Genomic DNA, 14,739 nt, shown 5'->3' on the forward strand with positions numbered 1-14,739 from the left:
TTTTTCTCCTTCGGGTTACCAGATTTCCGCTGCCAGCCGGGCCTCCAGCCATTTTTTCTGGTTGTCGGTCAGGGGGCCGATCTGTTCTTCTATCCAGTGAATATCGCCGGTGATGACGGCCAGCATCTCGGGTTTTGTCAACTCGTAGTTCTCAAGGGCATCGGCCCCGTGGTTGAGCAGGGCGCTTCGAAAATCGTTGTCATGGCCGGCCCGCTCCAGCACCCGGAGCATCTCCTCTTTGTGAATGACCTGCTGGGCATCCGGCTCTCTTTCTTTCTCGCGCTCAATGGCGGTAGCCACGGCCTCGGCCAGCTGCTCCGGGGTGAACGGCTTTTCAATATAGTCCGCGGCCCCCAGCTTCATGGCCGCCACCGCGGAACGGACGCTGGCATACCCGGTGATGATCATCACCGGCAGCGACGGCTTCTGCCGCTTGATCTCCCGCAGCACGATCAGCCCCCCCACGTCGGGCATGCGAATGTCGGTCAGCACGATATCGCAGGGGTTCTTGAGGGCCAGCTTGATCCCCCGGGTTCCGTTGTCGGCCGTCTCCACTTCGTACCGGTCGGCCAGTATCTTCCGTACGCTGTCTAAAACAATCTGCTCGTCATCAATGACCAGAACTTTTTTCTTTTCCATCACATGTCTCCTCGATCACCCGGCGAACCGCGCCCAGCAGTTCGTCCGGTGTAAAGGGTTTGGCCAGGAACATTCTGGCTCCCATTTTATAGGACTCCTCGATCGTCTCTTTGGTGCTGAACCCGCTCATCAGGATGACCGGCACGCGCTGCTGCTTGCGGTTCAGCTCCTTCATGATGTAAAGGCCGTCATGGACCGGCATCTTGACGTCAATGATCAGCAGGGCCGGCGGCTCCCGGTCGATCACCGCCAGGGCCTCCTCCGCCGATGTCGCCAGCCGCACCGAGAACCCTTCGGGTTTCAACACCCGGTTGCAGCTCTCCAGCACGATGCCTTCATCATCTACCACCAGTATGTTCATTTTTCCTGTCCTGTGGTTTCCACGGGCAGCCAGATAAAGAAGGTGGAGCCCACCCCCACCTCGCTCTGTACCCGGATGTTGCCGTTGTGTTCCTTGACGATGCCGAAGGAGACCGACAGCCCGAGGCCGGTACCCTTGCCCACCTCCTTGGTTGAGAAGAAGGGGTCAAAGAGCTTGTCCAGGTTCTCCGGCGGAATGCCGCATCCCGTGTCCGCGACGGTGATCTCCACCCCGTTCCGGCCCGGGGCGCCGGCCGACCGGGCCATGGCCGTGGCTATTTCTATGGTGTCCGACGGCTCGGAGGCGTCCAGGGCGTTGATGATCATGTTCAGCAGCACGCTCTGCATCTGGCTGCGGTCGATCACCAGGGCGGGCAGGCTCTCCCCCGGATGAAAATGAATGGCCACCCCCTTGATCAGGGCCTGGTTTTCAATCAGCTTGACGGTGGCCTCGATCAGGCGGTTGATCTCCGTGGCCTCGGGATCAAGCCGGGTCTGGCGCGAAAAGTCCAGCAGTCCCTTGACGATTTTTCTCACCCGCTCGGTGGATTCGACGATAACCGTCAGGTCGGACCGGACATCGTCGGCCAGGTCGTTTCGCCGCAGCAGCATGTGGGTGTAAGTCAGCACGCCGGTGAGGGGGTTATTGATCTCATGGGCCACGCCGGCGGCCAGCCGGCCCACACTGGCCTGCTTTTCCGACTGAAATATCTTGTCCTGGCTCTCCATGCGCCGCTGCTTCATTTTTTCGATCATGTGCTGAAAGGTTTTCTGCAGGATCGCGATTTCCGGGTCCCTGGATATGGCGCCGATATCCGGGGCGAGGCTGCCCTCGGAGACCTCCTGGCTGGCCTTTATCAGCCGGTGTATCGGCCGCATGATCTGGTAGGCCAGAAGATACCCCATGCCGATGGCGACGCAGGCCCCGATGCAGGTGGCCAGCAGAAAAAAGAAGAAAATTTTCTTCTGGACCCCCGTATAGGTGGACTCCGGCACGGCAATGCCCATCATGCCAACCCGTCGGCCCAGAATATCTTCGATGGGCTGGTAGGCGGCCATGTGCCATTTGCCGGCCAGGGGCAGGCGCGTGGTGATCTGTTTCCCCATGGTCAGCACGTCCTGCCGGACCGTTTCGGGCGCTCTGGTTCCGATGGCCCGCAGCCCCTTTTCATCGGTCATATTGGTGGCCACGCGGACATCATCAAAAAACAGGGTCACGGTCGGGGCATCAATCTTTTTCTGAATTTCATCAAGAAAGAAGGTCTTTCGCGCCATGTCCACCAGGTCGGTGCTCTGGTTCAGCACGATGCCGCCGTAAAGGGCGCCGGCGATCTCTCCGGAAGAGGTATTCTCAAACACCGGAATGGCCGCCGCAATGGCCAGGCAGGCCATGTCCCGGCCCTCGGTGCCGGTGGAATAAAATTGAATCCGTTCGGCAAGGTCGGGGTTTTCAATATGGAGAAAGGATCGGGGCAGAACCACCGTTCCGGCCACCGCCTCCTTGTGGCTGGTCACATACCGCGCGATGGTGTTGTCCACCGAAAGGGCGGGCTCGGTTGTTCCGGGCACGGCATTGGGCCCGGTCCGGCACAGGGGCTGGCCGGTGGCGGTTACCACGCCGACGAAATCCAGGCCCGCGTGCTGCTTCAGCCGCTCCAGCCGGGTCCGCAGGTCCGCAATGTCATGTTCAAAAAAGGCGGTTCTGAACCCCGATCCCAGGGAGGTGATGTTCAGGGCCACGTTGACGTACCGGATTTGCGTGTTGTACACGTCCCGGGTGGCGCTCAGGGCCAGCTTCACCTGGCTTTCCGCCTCCCGGACAACGGCGTTGTAAAGCAGGTGGCCGCCGATGAAAAGGGATGTGCCGCCCACCAGGAAACAGACAACCAGAAAGTTGACGATCAGTTTGAACCGTGTGGAATGTATGGCCTGTATCCGCATGACCTGCCTCCATGAAAAAGCGGTGTCTGGCCTGGGACACTGCAAATTGTTTGCCAGAACCCGGGCAGGCGGGTGCGGATTTTAACTGCCTGTAAATAAATGGTTTTAAGGCGAAGAAAAACGAAGGGTTTTTTTTGAGCCCCGGACGTATCGGAATATTTGGCAGTCTGTAAAAAAAACAGACAGGGGCGGCCGGGCCGTTTTTGCCAAAGTGCTTTGGGTCTATGAATTGATGCGGTTTATTGTGAAGCGGTTATTTATCTTTTCGACGGGGCCACTTTTCCCGTTCCGGCTGCTCGGACAGGGGTGATTTCACCGTGTACTTCCCCACTTTTTTTTCAAAATAGAACTCAAGGCCTCTGGCATTCTGCAAAAGGGTCGCCTCTATGGTCTCCTGGCCGGATGCCGGGTCTATGGAGACCAGTTGTTTGGCAATGATGTTTTCCCCGGTTAAAAATTTTTCAAGGTTTGCCGCTTCCGGTGTTGTCCTGCTCCACATATCGTCTGTCTCAAGCGCGAGTCCGCCGGCCTCGTCAATCACAACCGCGCTTCGGCCGTCGGTATAAATGACGGCCGATTCGGTGTACGAGAAATTCTTTGGCGCAATCTCATTGGTCTTTATCGGCGTGTAAACACATCCCGCCACAATGACCGTTATCAGGAAGGCGGCCGCGATGGTTTGTAATCTCTTTTTGATTGTCATGCCGGGCTCCTCCGGTATGTGTTGTCGACAGGAAAAAAAGAGCATAGTTTCACTATCTTTAAGAAGCAAGTGCTTACCCCTTTTTTAGCGTCCGGCAGGGTCCGGACCGGGCAGCCGGTTTTTTGCGGAAGGAGGCCCCGGGCAAAAGGGATCTTTTTCGGAAAACACATCCAGGCCATGGCCGTAAGCTACGGCCAGGCAGCCTCCACACACGCACCGTACGGGGCATCCCCGGCAGGCGGCGGCGCCGGCCCGGTATTGCTCGGCCGTCGACGAATCATAGACGGCCTCAATGGTGTCGGAAAAAACATTGCCGATGGGCGAGGGGAACTTTCGGCAGGCGTGGGCCGAACCGTCGGGCAGAAGGGAGATAAAGTTGAACGCGGCGCCGCAGCCGTGACCGGTGCATCCCCCGAAAACAGACCGGTCCTGCTCATACAGGACGGCATTGATCAAGTTGTCCTTTCTGGCCAGAACGGACAGCCTGTCCGCAGCCTGAATAAACTCCCGCACAAATGACAGGTAGGCGGTTTTCTCCGGCAGCAGCAGGTCTTTTCCCCGCCCGACCTGGGCCAGCCGGTTGAAGGTAAACAGGTCGGCCCGGCCTTCCAGCATTTCTGCCAGGGGAATCACCTGGTCCATATTGTCCCGGGTCAGGGTCAGCATGACCATACTGAAAACGCCCAGGTCCCGCAGGACCTCCAGAAAAGCCAGCGTCCGCTCAAAATGGCCCGGCCCGCGGATATAATCGTTATGTTCGGCCAGCCCTTCCAGGCTGACCTGAAAAAAAGCGGGTTTTTCAATGCGGATTAATTCTTCGATCCGCCCGGGCTCGGTCGGGTTTCCCAGAATGCCCAGGGAAAACCCTCTTCGGGAGGCTTCCCGGTAAAGGTCGCAGAAACGAGGGTACAGCAGCGGGTTGCCCCCGGAAAAAGAAATATGACCGCTGACGTTTCTGGTCATGCAGAACCGGGTAAAATCATCCAGAACGGCCACTCCCCGGTCAAAGGGCAGGGGCTCGCTTTCCTTCCGATCATAGCAGTGTTTGCAGTTCAGGTCACAGGCCTGGGTAATATGCCATTGCAGCGTAAAAACCGGAGAGGTATAGATTTCCGGTGACAGTCCGGCGTCGCGGGGAAAGATGGCCGGGTCGCGAACAATAGCACTGGGCGGCGTCAGTATCAGGCCTTTGCGGGCGGCAGCCCGGATTCGGAACCAGATTTCTCCCGGCAGAATGGCGCCCTCCCCGGCCGCCTTTTCCACCGGGATTCTTTCCGCCACGATTTTCAGTGCCAGCAGATCATTGTTCGTAGCCGGTCGCGCCAGGGGCTTCCCTGTTTTCGGGTCGACCCAGACCAGGACCCGTTCTTCGGCCGCTTCCGGATGAACCTCTTTCCCGGAAGTCAGCAGCCGGCATAGATTTTTCCACTGGAACGACAACAGCTCCAGGGTAGGGTTGATTGTTATCTCGGATACCTGAGAGGGGATTTGATCGGCGGCGGAACCGGCCCGAAAAAGCGCGTACTCCAGACGTGCCAGTTCGGTCAGGTAAGATGGTAGACCATACTCGCCTGTTAGACGGGCCATTACATCGGCCAGCGCTTCGGGATGATCCCCGCATTTTTCCAGGCACCGGGAAAAAAAATGGTCTCCGGAAAGCCGGCGGCTGGCCGGATAAACGGCCTCTGCTGATAGCATAACGGTCAAGAGATAAAGGATGAAGTGCTCACGGCACTTTACTGGGAAGCCCCTCAGCCGCTGGTGCCAGGTGTCTTTTGTTCATTTTCAGTGCTCACGGCACTGTCGTCCTGGCCGCTTCCGCCGCTGTCCGGCTGCTGTTGCTTTTCGACGCTACCTGCGTCGTCCGTGGCGCTTCAGCCGCTGGCGGGGGTGCCGCACCCGGCCAGTCCCATGCCGGCGCCACTGATCAGGCCCGCGATACAAAAGCCTGCCAGCGCTTTTTTGAGTTCTTTCAAGTCCACTGCCGACCTCCCTGCGTGTGGCGTCTTCCGGAACATTCCCCCTCTTGACGCACAAAAATTCCCGGAAAACGGGTAATTGGATATTTGAATCAGCCGAGAGAAGGGGATAGAAATAAACTATGACAGCGCCTTTTGCTTGTCAAGAAAAAAGGCCCTGATGCCTGGCTCTCCCCGTTTCCCCTCCCCTTTTTTCCTTTCCTTATCCTTGCGTCCCCATTGATCCTGGCATATGGCTATTGCCTTGACTTAACAGCCGTTTGATGGCAGGGTCAGACAATACAAACAGAGCTACGCCCCGGTTTTTTAACCCGTTTTTACTGATCAAGGGCCTGGTATGGATTTTATTGATAAACATGTCGCGGCCATTGAGACTGATTTTGTGGCCTCGTGGAAGGCCGATGGCGGCAAGGTTCTTGGGTATGCCTGCGTCGCCACCCCGGTCGAGATGATCACGGCTTTCAAGGTGCTGCCCTATCGGCTGCGGGCCCTTGGGTTTGGCGAAACAGACATGGCCGACGCCCGCCTGTCGCGGTTTAACTGCAGCTTCTGCCGATCCTGCCTTCAATTGGGCCTCACCGGGGCCTATGACTTTCTGGACGGGATGATCGAAACCAACGGGTGCGATCATATCCGGGGGATGGTGGAAAACTGGAAGTATGCCCGCGGGTTTGATTTCTTTCATTACCTGAAAGTCCCCCATCTGACGGACGCCTCATCCCTGGCATTTTTTACCGAGGAGCTGGCCCTGTTTCGCGAGGCCCTGGGAGCTTTTTCCGGCCGGACGGTCAGCGACGATGACCTTTTCGCGGAGATCAAGCGGCAGGACGGGATTCGCCGGAAGCTAAGAACGGTGTACGCGATCCGCGAGCGTGAAAAACCCGGCATTACCGGGGTGGAGGCGTTGAAGGTGTTCCTGGCGGGCACCGCCCTGCCGCCGGATGTTTTTGAAGACCTGCTGGACCGGGTCATTCAGGAACGGACCCACCATGACGTCGGCCCCGTTCGAGCCCGTCTTCTGCTGGGCGGCAGCGCCACCGATGAGGTGGATTTTGTTCGTGACATGGAGGATCTCGGCGGCCTGGTGGTTTCGGACATGCTCTGCTTCGGTTCCCGGGCTTTCTGGCAGCACACGCCGCAGATGAACGGTTCCCCGGAAGACGTCCTGGCCCGCATGTACCTGGAAAACCTGGTCTGCCCCCGCATGTTCAGTGAGTTTCCCGCCCGCCGGGCGTACCTGCTGGAAGCGGTGCGGCGGGCCAGGGTGGACGGCGTTGTGCTGGTACACAACAAATTCTGTGATATTCACGGGGTGGATAACGTGCAGCTGCGCATGGCCCTGGAGGAAGCGGGCGTCCCCGTGCTGCAGCTGGAAAAAGAATACGGCGCCAAGGCCGATGCCGGACGCATGCGGACCCGGGTGCAGGCCTTCCTGGAACAGATTGGAAACGCCTCATGAGATTCAGACCGCCCACCGGATTGTTTGACCAGCTGGCCCTGCAGTTCGCGATTATCGAAAAACTTCCCCGGGGGTTTATCGACAAGGCCGGTTTCCTGATGAACGCCCTGAAGCTGGTACCCGAGGACGCCCGCAAGTCCATGAACGCCCTCTGGGAGCCCCACGTAAAGGAAGCCAGCCTGGATTACACCAAAATGGCGGCCACCTGGATCATGAACGCCAAGCGGGCCGCCAAAGAAGGCAAAAAGGTCATCCTGGTGCCCTTTAATTTCCCCTGTGAACTCATTCACGCCTTTGAAAGCGCGGTCCCCCTGACCAGTGAGGTGCTGACCACCCTGGGGGTCTCCATGCTGAAAGGGCAGGGAGAGGAGTTCTGGGACGTGGCCATGGGCCTGGGGTTGCCCGACCATATCTGTTCGGCCAATGCCATTGAACTGGGATCGGTTCTTTCCGGTGATGATTTCAAACCCGACGCCATCATCTCCAGTTCCCCGGGCGGGTGCGACGTAAACGCCAAAATCCACGAGTTCGTCTCCCATTATCTGAATATTCCCCAGTTTTTTCTGCAAAAGCCCACCGATGATTCGGGCCGCGGCCGGCAGTGGTACGGCACCTACATGCACAACCTGGTCACCGATCTGGAAAATTTCCTCGGGGAAACCCTGGACGAAGAGCGGCTGCGGCAGGCCATGACCCGGGCCAACCGCTGCACCGAGCTGTATTACGATTTGTGGGATCTGCAGCAGGCCGTCCCGAGCCCGGTACCGAATATTTTTTCCCTGTTTTTGTACGGCACCCGTTTTTCCATGTGGGGAACCGATGCCGGGGTGGGCCTGATGGAAACCCTGGTGCGCATCAGCCAGGACCGCCTGGTCCGAAAGGCATACCCCGCTGAACGGGAAAGGGCCCGCAGCCTCTGGGCCTATACCAGTTATTATCATGATTTTTTCGGATTTTTCAGCTGGATGGAAAAGCAGGGGATTTCCCATCTGGGAGACGGCCTGGACCTGTTTTTCCCCAGTGTGGTGGATACCACCAGCAGGGAAACCATGATCGAAGGGTTGACCGATGCAGCCTGGAACATGCCCATGACCCGGCAGGTGGGCGCGGAATCCATGTCCGGTTCCTGGACCGATGATGTCGTTTACGCGGCCAAGTCATTGCAGGCCGATTGCGTCATCTACTGCGGTCACCACTCCTGCAAGCAGACCTGGGGGGTGATCTCGATTCTCAGGGATGAACTGGCCAGGCGGCTGGGTATTCCCATCCTGATCCTGCAGGGCGATTCCTGGATGAAGAAAATGACCCCCATGAGCGATCTGCAGAACCAGGTGGAGGAGTTTGTCAATAATGTCGTGGCCCGCAAGGAGAGCGGCAAGCGGAAAATCCGGCAGCGCAAGCGGGCCAAAGCCGACCTGCGGGCTTCGGAAAAAGACGGATGACCCACCCATCGAAGAAAGATCAGACAGCCATGCTTTGCGCGGGCATTGATATCGGGTCGCTGACAGCCGAGGCGGTCATCGTCCGGAACGGTGACATCATAGGCGCGGAAACCATGAACGTGTTGTCCAATCCCGTGGAGTCGGCGGAAGTCATCCTGGGCCGGGCCATGGACACGGCGGGCGTCACCAGGGACCGGATCGCGTATACGGTCAGTACCGGGTACGGCCGGGAAATGCTTCAGGCCCGGGGTCTGGCCGACAGCAACGTCAGCGAGATCTCCTGTCACGGGTACGGGGCGTTTTGTCTGAATGCCGCCGTCCGGACCATTATTGATATCGGCGGTCAGGACGCCAAGGTGATCAAGCTCAACGCCGACGGCAAGCTGGTCAATTTTGTCATGAATGAAAAATGCGCCGCCGGCACCGGCCATTTTCTGGAAGTGATGAGCAAAACCCTGGAGGTGAGCCTGGAAGAACTGGGGCGGCTCTCCCGGGACGCCAGGAAACCGGCGGTGATGAGCAATCGCTGCACCATCTATGTGGAAACCGAAGTGATTCATTATCTGCAGCAGGGGGTGCCCAAAAAAGAGGTGGCCGCCGGGATCAACAAGGCCATGGCGGAAAGGGTGCTGGCCCTGGCCAGAAGGGTGAAGCCGGAACGAAAAATAATGATTACCGGCGGGGTGGCCAAAAATGTCGGCGTCCGCGCGGCACTTGAAGACATGCTTGCTGAAAAGATTCTGATGCCGGCCATAGATCCCCAGCTTATCGGTGCTTACGGCGCGGCCATGCTGGCCCGAAAGGAGGCATCGGCATGATTGCGGTGGGATGTGACATCGGCAGCATATTTACCAAGGCGGTGCTGATGGATGAGGATGATCTGCTGGCCTCCCGGATCATCCGGACCACCGGGAATATCGGCAGGGAGATCAACGGCCTGATTCAGGATACCACCGCCCACGGCGGAAAAGCGGCGGCTGACGTGGAAAAAATCGTCATTACCGGGGCCGGCGCTGAAATGGCCCCCCGGGCCGGCATAATGGAAGACCAGATCACCTGTGTGGCAGCGGCCGGAGCGTATTATCTGGAGGAAGTAGAGCTGGTCATCGATATCGGCGGCCAGAGCATCACCGCCATCCGGATTGACGAAGACGGCGACGTGGCAAACTACATGCGCAACGACAAGTGCGCCTCCGGATCCGGGCGGTTCCTGGAAGTGATCAGTAACAAGCTGGGTGTGGACATATCCCGCCTGGATCAGGAAGCGGGCCGGGCGTTATCCTCGGTGGGGCTCAGTTCCCAGTGCGGGGTGTTCATGGAAAGCGAGGTCATCTCCCACGTCAACCAGGGCATCCCCCGACAGGATATCCTGGCCGGGGTATGCGAAACCGTGGCCAACCTGGTGGTCTCCCAGGGCCGGCGGTTTGACGGCGTGGCGCATTACACCATTACCGGCGGCGTGGCCCGCATCGAAACCATCAACGCCATCATCGACAAAAAGATGAGCGGTCAATATCACCCCTTCCCCTTTGATCCCCAACTGGCCGGCGCCATCGGCGCAGCGCTCCTGGCCGATTACCACTAGCCCAAAGCGCTTTTCTTTGTAAAAAATTCTTTACATAATATCTATTTTTATTGTATAAAGTAAAATATGTTTAACAAAAATATGGAAATTGAGTCTCTTTTGAAACGGCTCGGACAACGTCTGAAAGAAGCACGCCTGGCCCGGAACGAAAGCCAGGCGTTGTTTGCCGAACGACTCGGCCTGACCCGTCAGTCGTACAGCCGGATGGAAAAGGGATCGCCACAGACCCTGATCGGTAACTGGATTGCTGCCGGCAGTATCCTGGGCCGTCTTGACGACTGGAAGGACATATTCGCCGAAAACGAAGATCTTTTTGCAAAATATGAAAAAAAGAGCGGCAAACGGCAACGGGCCGGCACCAGGAGGAATCAGCGCAAATGATCCGGCTTGATGTCTGGCTGACGGTGCCATCAGGCAAAAGTATCAAAGCGGGCAGCCTGGTTGTCGCTGATCCTGACACTGCCGGGGGAGGGCGGTTACGGGGGCAGTTCCGCTACAATCCCGAATACCTGGAACGCCCCGAGGCCTTTGCGCTTGATCCCCTGAACCTGCCTTTGTCCGCGGAAATCTTTGATGCAAATCGCCCCCGGGCCGGTGTCCATGGCGTTTTTGAAGACAGCCTGCCGGATGACTGGGGCCGGCGGCTCATGATCCGCCGTTACAATCTGAAACGTGATGAACAGCGTGTCCCCAATCTCTTACGGCTGCTGGGCGGCAAGGGGTTGGGGGCGTTGGGCTACGCAGAAGAGGGCTCACCCGGGCCGGAAACAACAAGTGTCTCCAGCCGGTACTTGCAGGAACTGGCCTTGCTTGCGGAAAAATTCGAGCAGGACCCCGCTGCCGCAACCGACGATGAATTCTCCCTTCTGTTCCAGGCCGGCAGTTCGCCCGGCGGGGCCAGGCCCAAGGTCCTTGTCGCGGATGAAAACGGCTCATATCTGGCAAAATTTGCCAGCGCCGGGGATCGACTGGACGTGGTCAGCCTGGAGGCGGCAGCCATGGAACTGGCCCGCCGGGCCGGAATAGACACGGCCGGGACCAGGCTTGTGCCCCTGGGCACAACCGGAAAATGCCTGCTGGTGAAGCGGTTCGATATCAACGCGGCAGGCGGTCGCAATCACCTGGTCAGCATGCAGACACTGCTCAGGGCCGATGACTATTATAACGCCGGTTACCGCGACCTGGCCGAAGTTATACGGCACATTTCATCACAACCCGCCCATGATCTTCACCGGCTATACCGGCAGATGGTATTCAACGTGCTGATCGGCAACACCGATGATCATCTCAAAAACTTTCTCATGCTGCATGATGAAACCGGCTGGCGCTTGAGCCCCGCCTTTGACTTGATACCGAATATCGGTTTCAACCGGGAACATGTGCTGCGAATCGGCCTGGATTCAAGACCGCCGGATTTTGAAACCCTGCTGGCCGAGTCAAAGTACTTTGGAATCAAGCGGCGGCAGGAAGCACGAAATACAATTATGGAAATTAATGCAGCCGTCATGGAATGGCCCGGCATTTTCAAGAAATGCCATGTGCCGGCAAGGGACGCGGATAGCATCGGGAAGGATATCATGCGGCGTACTTGTCGTACGCCGCAGTGACGAGGGGTGCAGCGCAACGCGGAAATTGGGCTTTTTACGAAGCCGTCAAAATTATCAATCAATCCATAACAAGGTGATCCCATGACTCATGAAAATTCCATAACCATAACCCACGACGGCGCACTGGCGATTGTGACCATCAACCGCCCCGGTCAGAAAAACGCCATGTCCGTCGACGTACTGGAAGAACTCTGTGAAGTTGCCGCCGACTTTCAAAAGCGTTCTGATGTTTCCGCAATCATCTTAACCGGCGCAGGCGATTGTTTCAGTGCCGGCGTCGATCTTTCCGATCCCCGGCTGGCGCAGGTCCTTATCGCGCCTCTGGCGGAAAAGCGCAAATTGATGGAATACGGCCCCAGGATGTGCCGGGCGTGGGAAGATCTGGATCAGATTACCATATGCGCCATTGAAGGCTTCTGCGTGGGGGGCGGTGTCTCCCTGGCCTGTGCCTGCGACTTCCGGATCATGGCCGAATCGGCTTTTATGCGGGTTCCGGAAATCGGACTGGCCATGAACATGAGCTGGGCCACGATTCCACGGCTGATCCATCTGGTGGGTCCGGCCAGAACCAAAGAGATTGTTCTGTTCGGTGAAAAAATTTACGCCAGGGATGCTTATGACTGGGGCTTTGCCCAACGCATATGCCCTGACCGCAAAACCATGGATGAAGCCCGGACAATTGCGGATAAAGTCCTTTCCCTGCCGCCTGTGCCGGCCGCCATGACCAAGCAAACCGTCAATGCCGCTACCAACGCCCTGGACAGATCAACCGCACATATGGATGTCGACCAGTTTGTGCTGACCCTGATTTCCGAAGATTTTAAAGAAGGAGTCGAAGCCTTTCTTCACAAGCGAAAACCAAAGTTCACCGGTGCTTAGCCCGTATCGTTTTCGCTTTTCCCCGTTTTTTCTCCAGGGCGAAGGTCGAACCGGGCACCCTCCCTCCCCGTCATTACCCGGCCTGACCGGGTAATCCAGAATAAGATTGACTGCAATACCTTTTTATTTTTCACTGTCCCCGTTTTTCGCGGCTCCGCATAGCCATGCCGGTATTTTTTGCAGAAATCCAGATAAAACCGTAACCATGTGCGGTAAGCCGGATATTCTCCGGGAGGAATATCGCTGTTGTCCAACAGCCAGTTGAATTTCTGCATTAACGCCGGAGGAGCTTTCAGCATGATATCAAAGTCCGATAATATTAAAAACCCCGGATTATCCAGCCAGAAGAATAGCCTTGACTTTGATGACAGTGTCAACCTATAAAAAACACGGGGGAATACACAGAACCACACAATAACTTGTTAGACGCACGAAAGGAAACGAATGTCAGAGAAGAATCTGATCAAGTCCGAAATCCTTACAGCACCTGATTACTACTTCGCAGCTCAGCAAAAGACCCTTGAAGCGAGAATTAAAGAAATCAAGATTCCGCAGGAGGAGGAGGCGGGTATCGTAGCCGAAAAGGCTGCAAAGACAGTGCGTGATAAGCTGCTTGGCCTTTTTAAAGTGGGCGAGTTAATCAGTGAGATATTAAACTGGAACGAATCTGTGGATGCAGACCTTCGCGAGGCAAAGAAGGAGTTTCTTCTCGCGCAGTACGTACAGGCCAGCGAGAATAATGAAATAGCCATTAGCCAACTTCGCGATTTTCTGTCGAGCCCGCAGGGGAACACTTTATTCAACAAGATCATACGCATTTTAGACGATTCGCCACCAGATCTCGAACTTGCTAACCACCTTTCGAGCGCCCTGCAACATATCGTGAGCAGCGATTTCATTAAGCTATTCGAGGCTCACAGGTACGCTCTTGCGCAAATCGAGCGTCTCACGGCCCAAGCACTGACCATTCTCAGCGACTATCGAGCCTGGCCTCAGGTCAAGCTGGGTAGCTTTAATGCAAGCGGAAGCAGAGTCACCTCGGATTGGTTGATGGAATTCACAGGAGCATATGCCCAAACGAAGCAAATTTCCGACACCGCCATGGAGAATCGAGTTCGCCATTCTGTGAACGAACTTATTTCTGCAAGGTTTATCGAAGCCCATCTTGTTGGCGAGGGAGGGATTGCAAAGTGCGTCGTGACAGAGGTCGGCCAAACGTTGCTGCCGTATGTGAACAACGCCTAACCTGCGGGGGACAACAAAAAGTGCACCGCTGTTGACTTGCCGTTTTCGACATCAGGAGTCATTATGGAAGAAAATTTTACACCAGTCGAACAACTCTCATACAGCACCGTAAGAATTGAAGCAGATTCAACTGATGGCGGTGTCAGCACAGGAACAGGTTTCTTTTTTAAGCTAAAAGAAAATGCAGATGGATCTCATATACCAGTTATAGTAACAAACAAGCATGTAGTTTCCAACACAACAAAGGGACGGTTTCAACTTACCTTAAAAGATGGTTCAGGAAAGCCATCTGTACGAGATCATTTCTCTTTCGAGCTTGATCAATTTGAAAAAAGGTGGATTCCTCATCCGGATGGTAGCACTGATCTGTGCGTAATGCCTATAGCGCCTCTTCTTAATTTGGCCAAAGAACAAAATAAAGAATTTTATTTCATTTCTCTCACAAAAGAATTGTTACCAACCGCCGCTGATTTTAATGATATGTTCGGTATGGATGATATAACTATGGTGGGTTATCCCATTGGGATTTGGGATAGTGTTCACAATTTGCCGGTCTTTCGAAGAGGCATTACCGCTTCAAATCCTAAAAATGATTGGAATGATAGAAAAGAATTTTTAATCGACTGCGCATGTTTTCCAGGCTCAAGCGGTTCTCCTGTTCTTCTGATTAATATAGGTGGTTATTTTTCGAGAAAAGGAATGAATTTAGGCGGAAAAAGATTGAAATTGTTAGGGGTACTATATGCGGGACCACAACACACAGCAACTGGTGAAATAGAAATTATAAATGTTCCTACAAAGCAGCAGCCTATTGCGGTTTCACGTATACCTAGTAATTTAGGCATAGTTATAAAATCTGAGAAACTCTTAGATTTTGAAAACAGCTTTTCTTAATGTCTA

16 protein-coding genes are annotated in these 14,739 nt (G+C 55.8%); 9 read left to right on the forward strand and 7 right to left on the reverse strand.

The genetic code is table 11. The features are described from left to right. Nucleotides 1-15: 15 nt before the first annotated feature. The 6 genes from DOLE_RS04560 to sbtA form a co-directional block, all read right to left on the reverse strand. Entirely contained in the window at nt 16-639 is a 624-nt protein-coding gene (locus DOLE_RS04560; RefSeq protein WP_012174314.1) for a response regulator, read from the reverse strand. Next, entirely contained in the window at nt 611-1,000 is a 390-nt protein-coding gene (locus DOLE_RS04565) for a response regulator (protein ID WP_012174315.1), read from the reverse strand. The genes DOLE_RS04560 and DOLE_RS04565 overlap by 29 nt, the downstream gene beginning before the upstream one ends. Then, complete coding sequence (locus DOLE_RS04570) at nt 997-2,940, reverse strand: ATP-binding protein (RefSeq protein WP_012174316.1); 1,944 nt, start codon at nt 2,938-2,940, stop codon at nt 997-999. The genes DOLE_RS04565 and DOLE_RS04570 overlap by 4 nt, the downstream gene beginning before the upstream one ends. 253 nt (nt 2,941-3,193) lie before the next feature. Then, complete coding sequence (locus tag DOLE_RS04575) at nt 3,194-3,643, reverse strand: hypothetical protein (RefSeq protein WP_012174317.1); 450 nt, start codon at nt 3,641-3,643, stop codon at nt 3,194-3,196. Between the two features lie 84 nt (nt 3,644-3,727). Beyond that, a complete protein-coding gene (gene sbtM / locus DOLE_RS04580; protein WP_012174318.1) occupies nt 3,728-5,341 on the reverse strand; it encodes a thio(seleno)oxazole modification radical SAM maturase SbtM in 1,614 nt (537 codons plus the stop codon). 53 nt (nt 5,342-5,394) lie between these two features. After that, nucleotides 5,395-5,625: an SbtA family thio(seleno)oxazole RiPP natural product precursor gene (gene sbtA, locus DOLE_RS18565; protein ID WP_167320836.1), complete on the reverse strand. Its 231-nt coding sequence runs from the start codon at nt 5,623-5,625 to the stop codon at nt 5,395-5,397. A gap of 334 nt (nt 5,626-5,959) precedes the next feature. On the opposite strand from sbtA, the gene DOLE_RS04585 reads away from it, so the two are divergent. From DOLE_RS04585 to DOLE_RS04615, 7 genes are all read left to right on the forward strand, one after another. Then, on the forward strand, nt 5,960-7,081 hold the full coding sequence (locus tag DOLE_RS04585; protein ID WP_012174319.1) for a 2-hydroxyacyl-CoA dehydratase subunit D: 1,122 nt from the start codon (nt 5,960-5,962) through the stop codon (nt 7,079-7,081). Further along, entirely contained in the window at nt 7,078-8,523 is a 1,446-nt protein-coding gene (locus DOLE_RS04590) for a 2-hydroxyacyl-CoA dehydratase subunit D (protein ID WP_012174320.1), read from the forward strand. The genes DOLE_RS04585 and DOLE_RS04590 overlap by 4 nt, the downstream gene beginning before the upstream one ends. Beyond that, nucleotides 8,520-9,341 carry an acyl-CoA dehydratase activase gene (locus DOLE_RS04595; protein WP_012174321.1) on the forward strand — a complete coding sequence of 274 codons (822 nt, stop codon included), beginning with the start codon at nt 8,520-8,522 and terminating at the stop codon, nt 9,339-9,341. The genes DOLE_RS04590 and DOLE_RS04595 overlap by 4 nt, the downstream gene beginning before the upstream one ends. Further along, nucleotides 9,338-10,108: an acyl-CoA dehydratase activase gene (locus tag DOLE_RS04600; protein WP_012174322.1), complete on the forward strand. Its 771-nt coding sequence runs from the start codon at nt 9,338-9,340 to the stop codon at nt 10,106-10,108. The genes DOLE_RS04595 and DOLE_RS04600 overlap by 4 nt, the downstream gene beginning before the upstream one ends. A gap of 66 nt (nt 10,109-10,174) precedes the next feature. Then, the gene (locus DOLE_RS04605) at nt 10,175-10,489 is read left to right on the forward strand and encodes a helix-turn-helix domain-containing protein (protein ID WP_012174323.1); all 315 of its coding nucleotides are present in this window, start codon (nt 10,175-10,177) and stop codon (nt 10,487-10,489) included. Then, nucleotides 10,486-11,715 carry a type II toxin-antitoxin system HipA family toxin gene (locus tag DOLE_RS04610; RefSeq protein WP_012174324.1) on the forward strand — a complete coding sequence of 410 codons (1,230 nt, stop codon included), beginning with the start codon at nt 10,486-10,488 and terminating at the stop codon, nt 11,713-11,715. The genes DOLE_RS04605 and DOLE_RS04610 overlap by 4 nt, the downstream gene beginning before the upstream one ends. Before the next feature lie 81 nt (nt 11,716-11,796). Next, entirely contained in the window at nt 11,797-12,594 is a 798-nt protein-coding gene (locus DOLE_RS04615; protein WP_012174325.1) for an enoyl-CoA hydratase/isomerase family protein, read from the forward strand. Here DOLE_RS04615 and DOLE_RS04620 read toward each other — a convergent pair. Then, nucleotides 12,591-12,893, reverse strand: a complete 303-nt coding sequence (locus tag DOLE_RS04620; RefSeq protein WP_153304357.1) for a hypothetical protein — start codon at nt 12,891-12,893, stop codon at nt 12,591-12,593. The genes DOLE_RS04615 and DOLE_RS04620 overlap by 4 nt on opposite strands. Nucleotides 12,894-13,038: 145 nt before the next feature. On the opposite strand from DOLE_RS04620, the gene DOLE_RS04625 reads away from it, so the two are divergent. Both DOLE_RS04625 and DOLE_RS04630 read left to right on the forward strand, forming a co-directional pair. Continuing rightward, nucleotides 13,039-13,839, forward strand: a complete 801-nt coding sequence (locus DOLE_RS04625) for a hypothetical protein (protein WP_012174327.1) — start codon at nt 13,039-13,041, stop codon at nt 13,837-13,839. A 63-nt stretch (nt 13,840-13,902) separates the two neighbouring features. Next, nucleotides 13,903-14,733: a S1 family peptidase gene (locus DOLE_RS04630; protein WP_012174328.1), complete on the forward strand. Its 831-nt coding sequence runs from the start codon at nt 13,903-13,905 to the stop codon at nt 14,731-14,733. The last annotated feature ends 6 nt before the right edge of the window (nt 14,734-14,739 follow it).

The sequence above is a fragment of the Desulfosudis oleivorans Hxd3 genome, assembly GCF_000018405.1.
Classification (GTDB): domain Bacteria; phylum Desulfobacterota; class Desulfobacteria; order Desulfobacterales; family Desulfosudaceae; genus Desulfosudis; species Desulfosudis oleivorans.

Excerpts from the sequence above, each read along its gene's own strand:
- DOLE_RS04625 (WP_012174327.1), top strand. The coding sequence starts at position 13,039 with ATGTCAGAGAAGAATCTGATCAAGTCCGAAATCCTTACAGCACCTGAT.
- DOLE_RS04610 (WP_012174324.1), top strand. The coding sequence starts at position 10,486 with ATGATCCGGCTTGATGTCTGGCTGACGGTGCCATCAGGCAAAAGTATC.
- DOLE_RS04615 (WP_012174325.1), top strand. The coding sequence starts at position 11,797 with ATGACTCATGAAAATTCCATAACCATAACCCACGACGGCGCACTGGCG.
- DOLE_RS04585 (WP_012174319.1), top strand. The coding sequence starts at position 5,960 with ATGGATTTTATTGATAAACATGTCGCGGCCATTGAGACTGATTTTGTG.
- DOLE_RS04630 (WP_012174328.1), top strand. The coding sequence starts at position 13,903 with ATGGAAGAAAATTTTACACCAGTCGAACAACTCTCATACAGCACCGTA.
- DOLE_RS04570 (WP_012174316.1), bottom strand. The coding sequence starts at position 2,940 with ATGCGGATACAGGCCATACATTCCACACGGTTCAAACTGATCGTCAAC.
- DOLE_RS04575 (WP_012174317.1), bottom strand. The coding sequence starts at position 3,643 with ATGACAATCAAAAAGAGATTACAAACCATCGCGGCCGCCTTCCTGATA.
- DOLE_RS04620 (WP_153304357.1), bottom strand. The coding sequence starts at position 12,893 with ATGCTGAAAGCTCCTCCGGCGTTAATGCAGAAATTCAACTGGCTGTTG.
- sbtM (WP_012174318.1), bottom strand. The coding sequence starts at position 5,341 with ATGCTATCAGCAGAGGCCGTTTATCCGGCCAGCCGCCGGCTTTCCGGA.
- DOLE_RS04560 (WP_012174314.1), bottom strand. The coding sequence starts at position 639 with ATGGAAAAGAAAAAAGTTCTGGTCATTGATGACGAGCAGATTGTTTTA.
- DOLE_RS04595 (WP_012174321.1), top strand. The coding sequence starts at position 8,520 with ATGACCCACCCATCGAAGAAAGATCAGACAGCCATGCTTTGCGCGGGC.
- DOLE_RS04600 (WP_012174322.1), top strand. The coding sequence starts at position 9,338 with ATGATTGCGGTGGGATGTGACATCGGCAGCATATTTACCAAGGCGGTG.
- DOLE_RS04605 (WP_012174323.1), top strand. The coding sequence starts at position 10,175 with ATGTTTAACAAAAATATGGAAATTGAGTCTCTTTTGAAACGGCTCGGA.
- DOLE_RS04590 (WP_012174320.1), top strand. The coding sequence starts at position 7,078 with ATGAGATTCAGACCGCCCACCGGATTGTTTGACCAGCTGGCCCTGCAG.
- DOLE_RS04565 (WP_012174315.1), bottom strand. The coding sequence starts at position 1,000 with ATGAACATACTGGTGGTAGATGATGAAGGCATCGTGCTGGAGAGCTGC.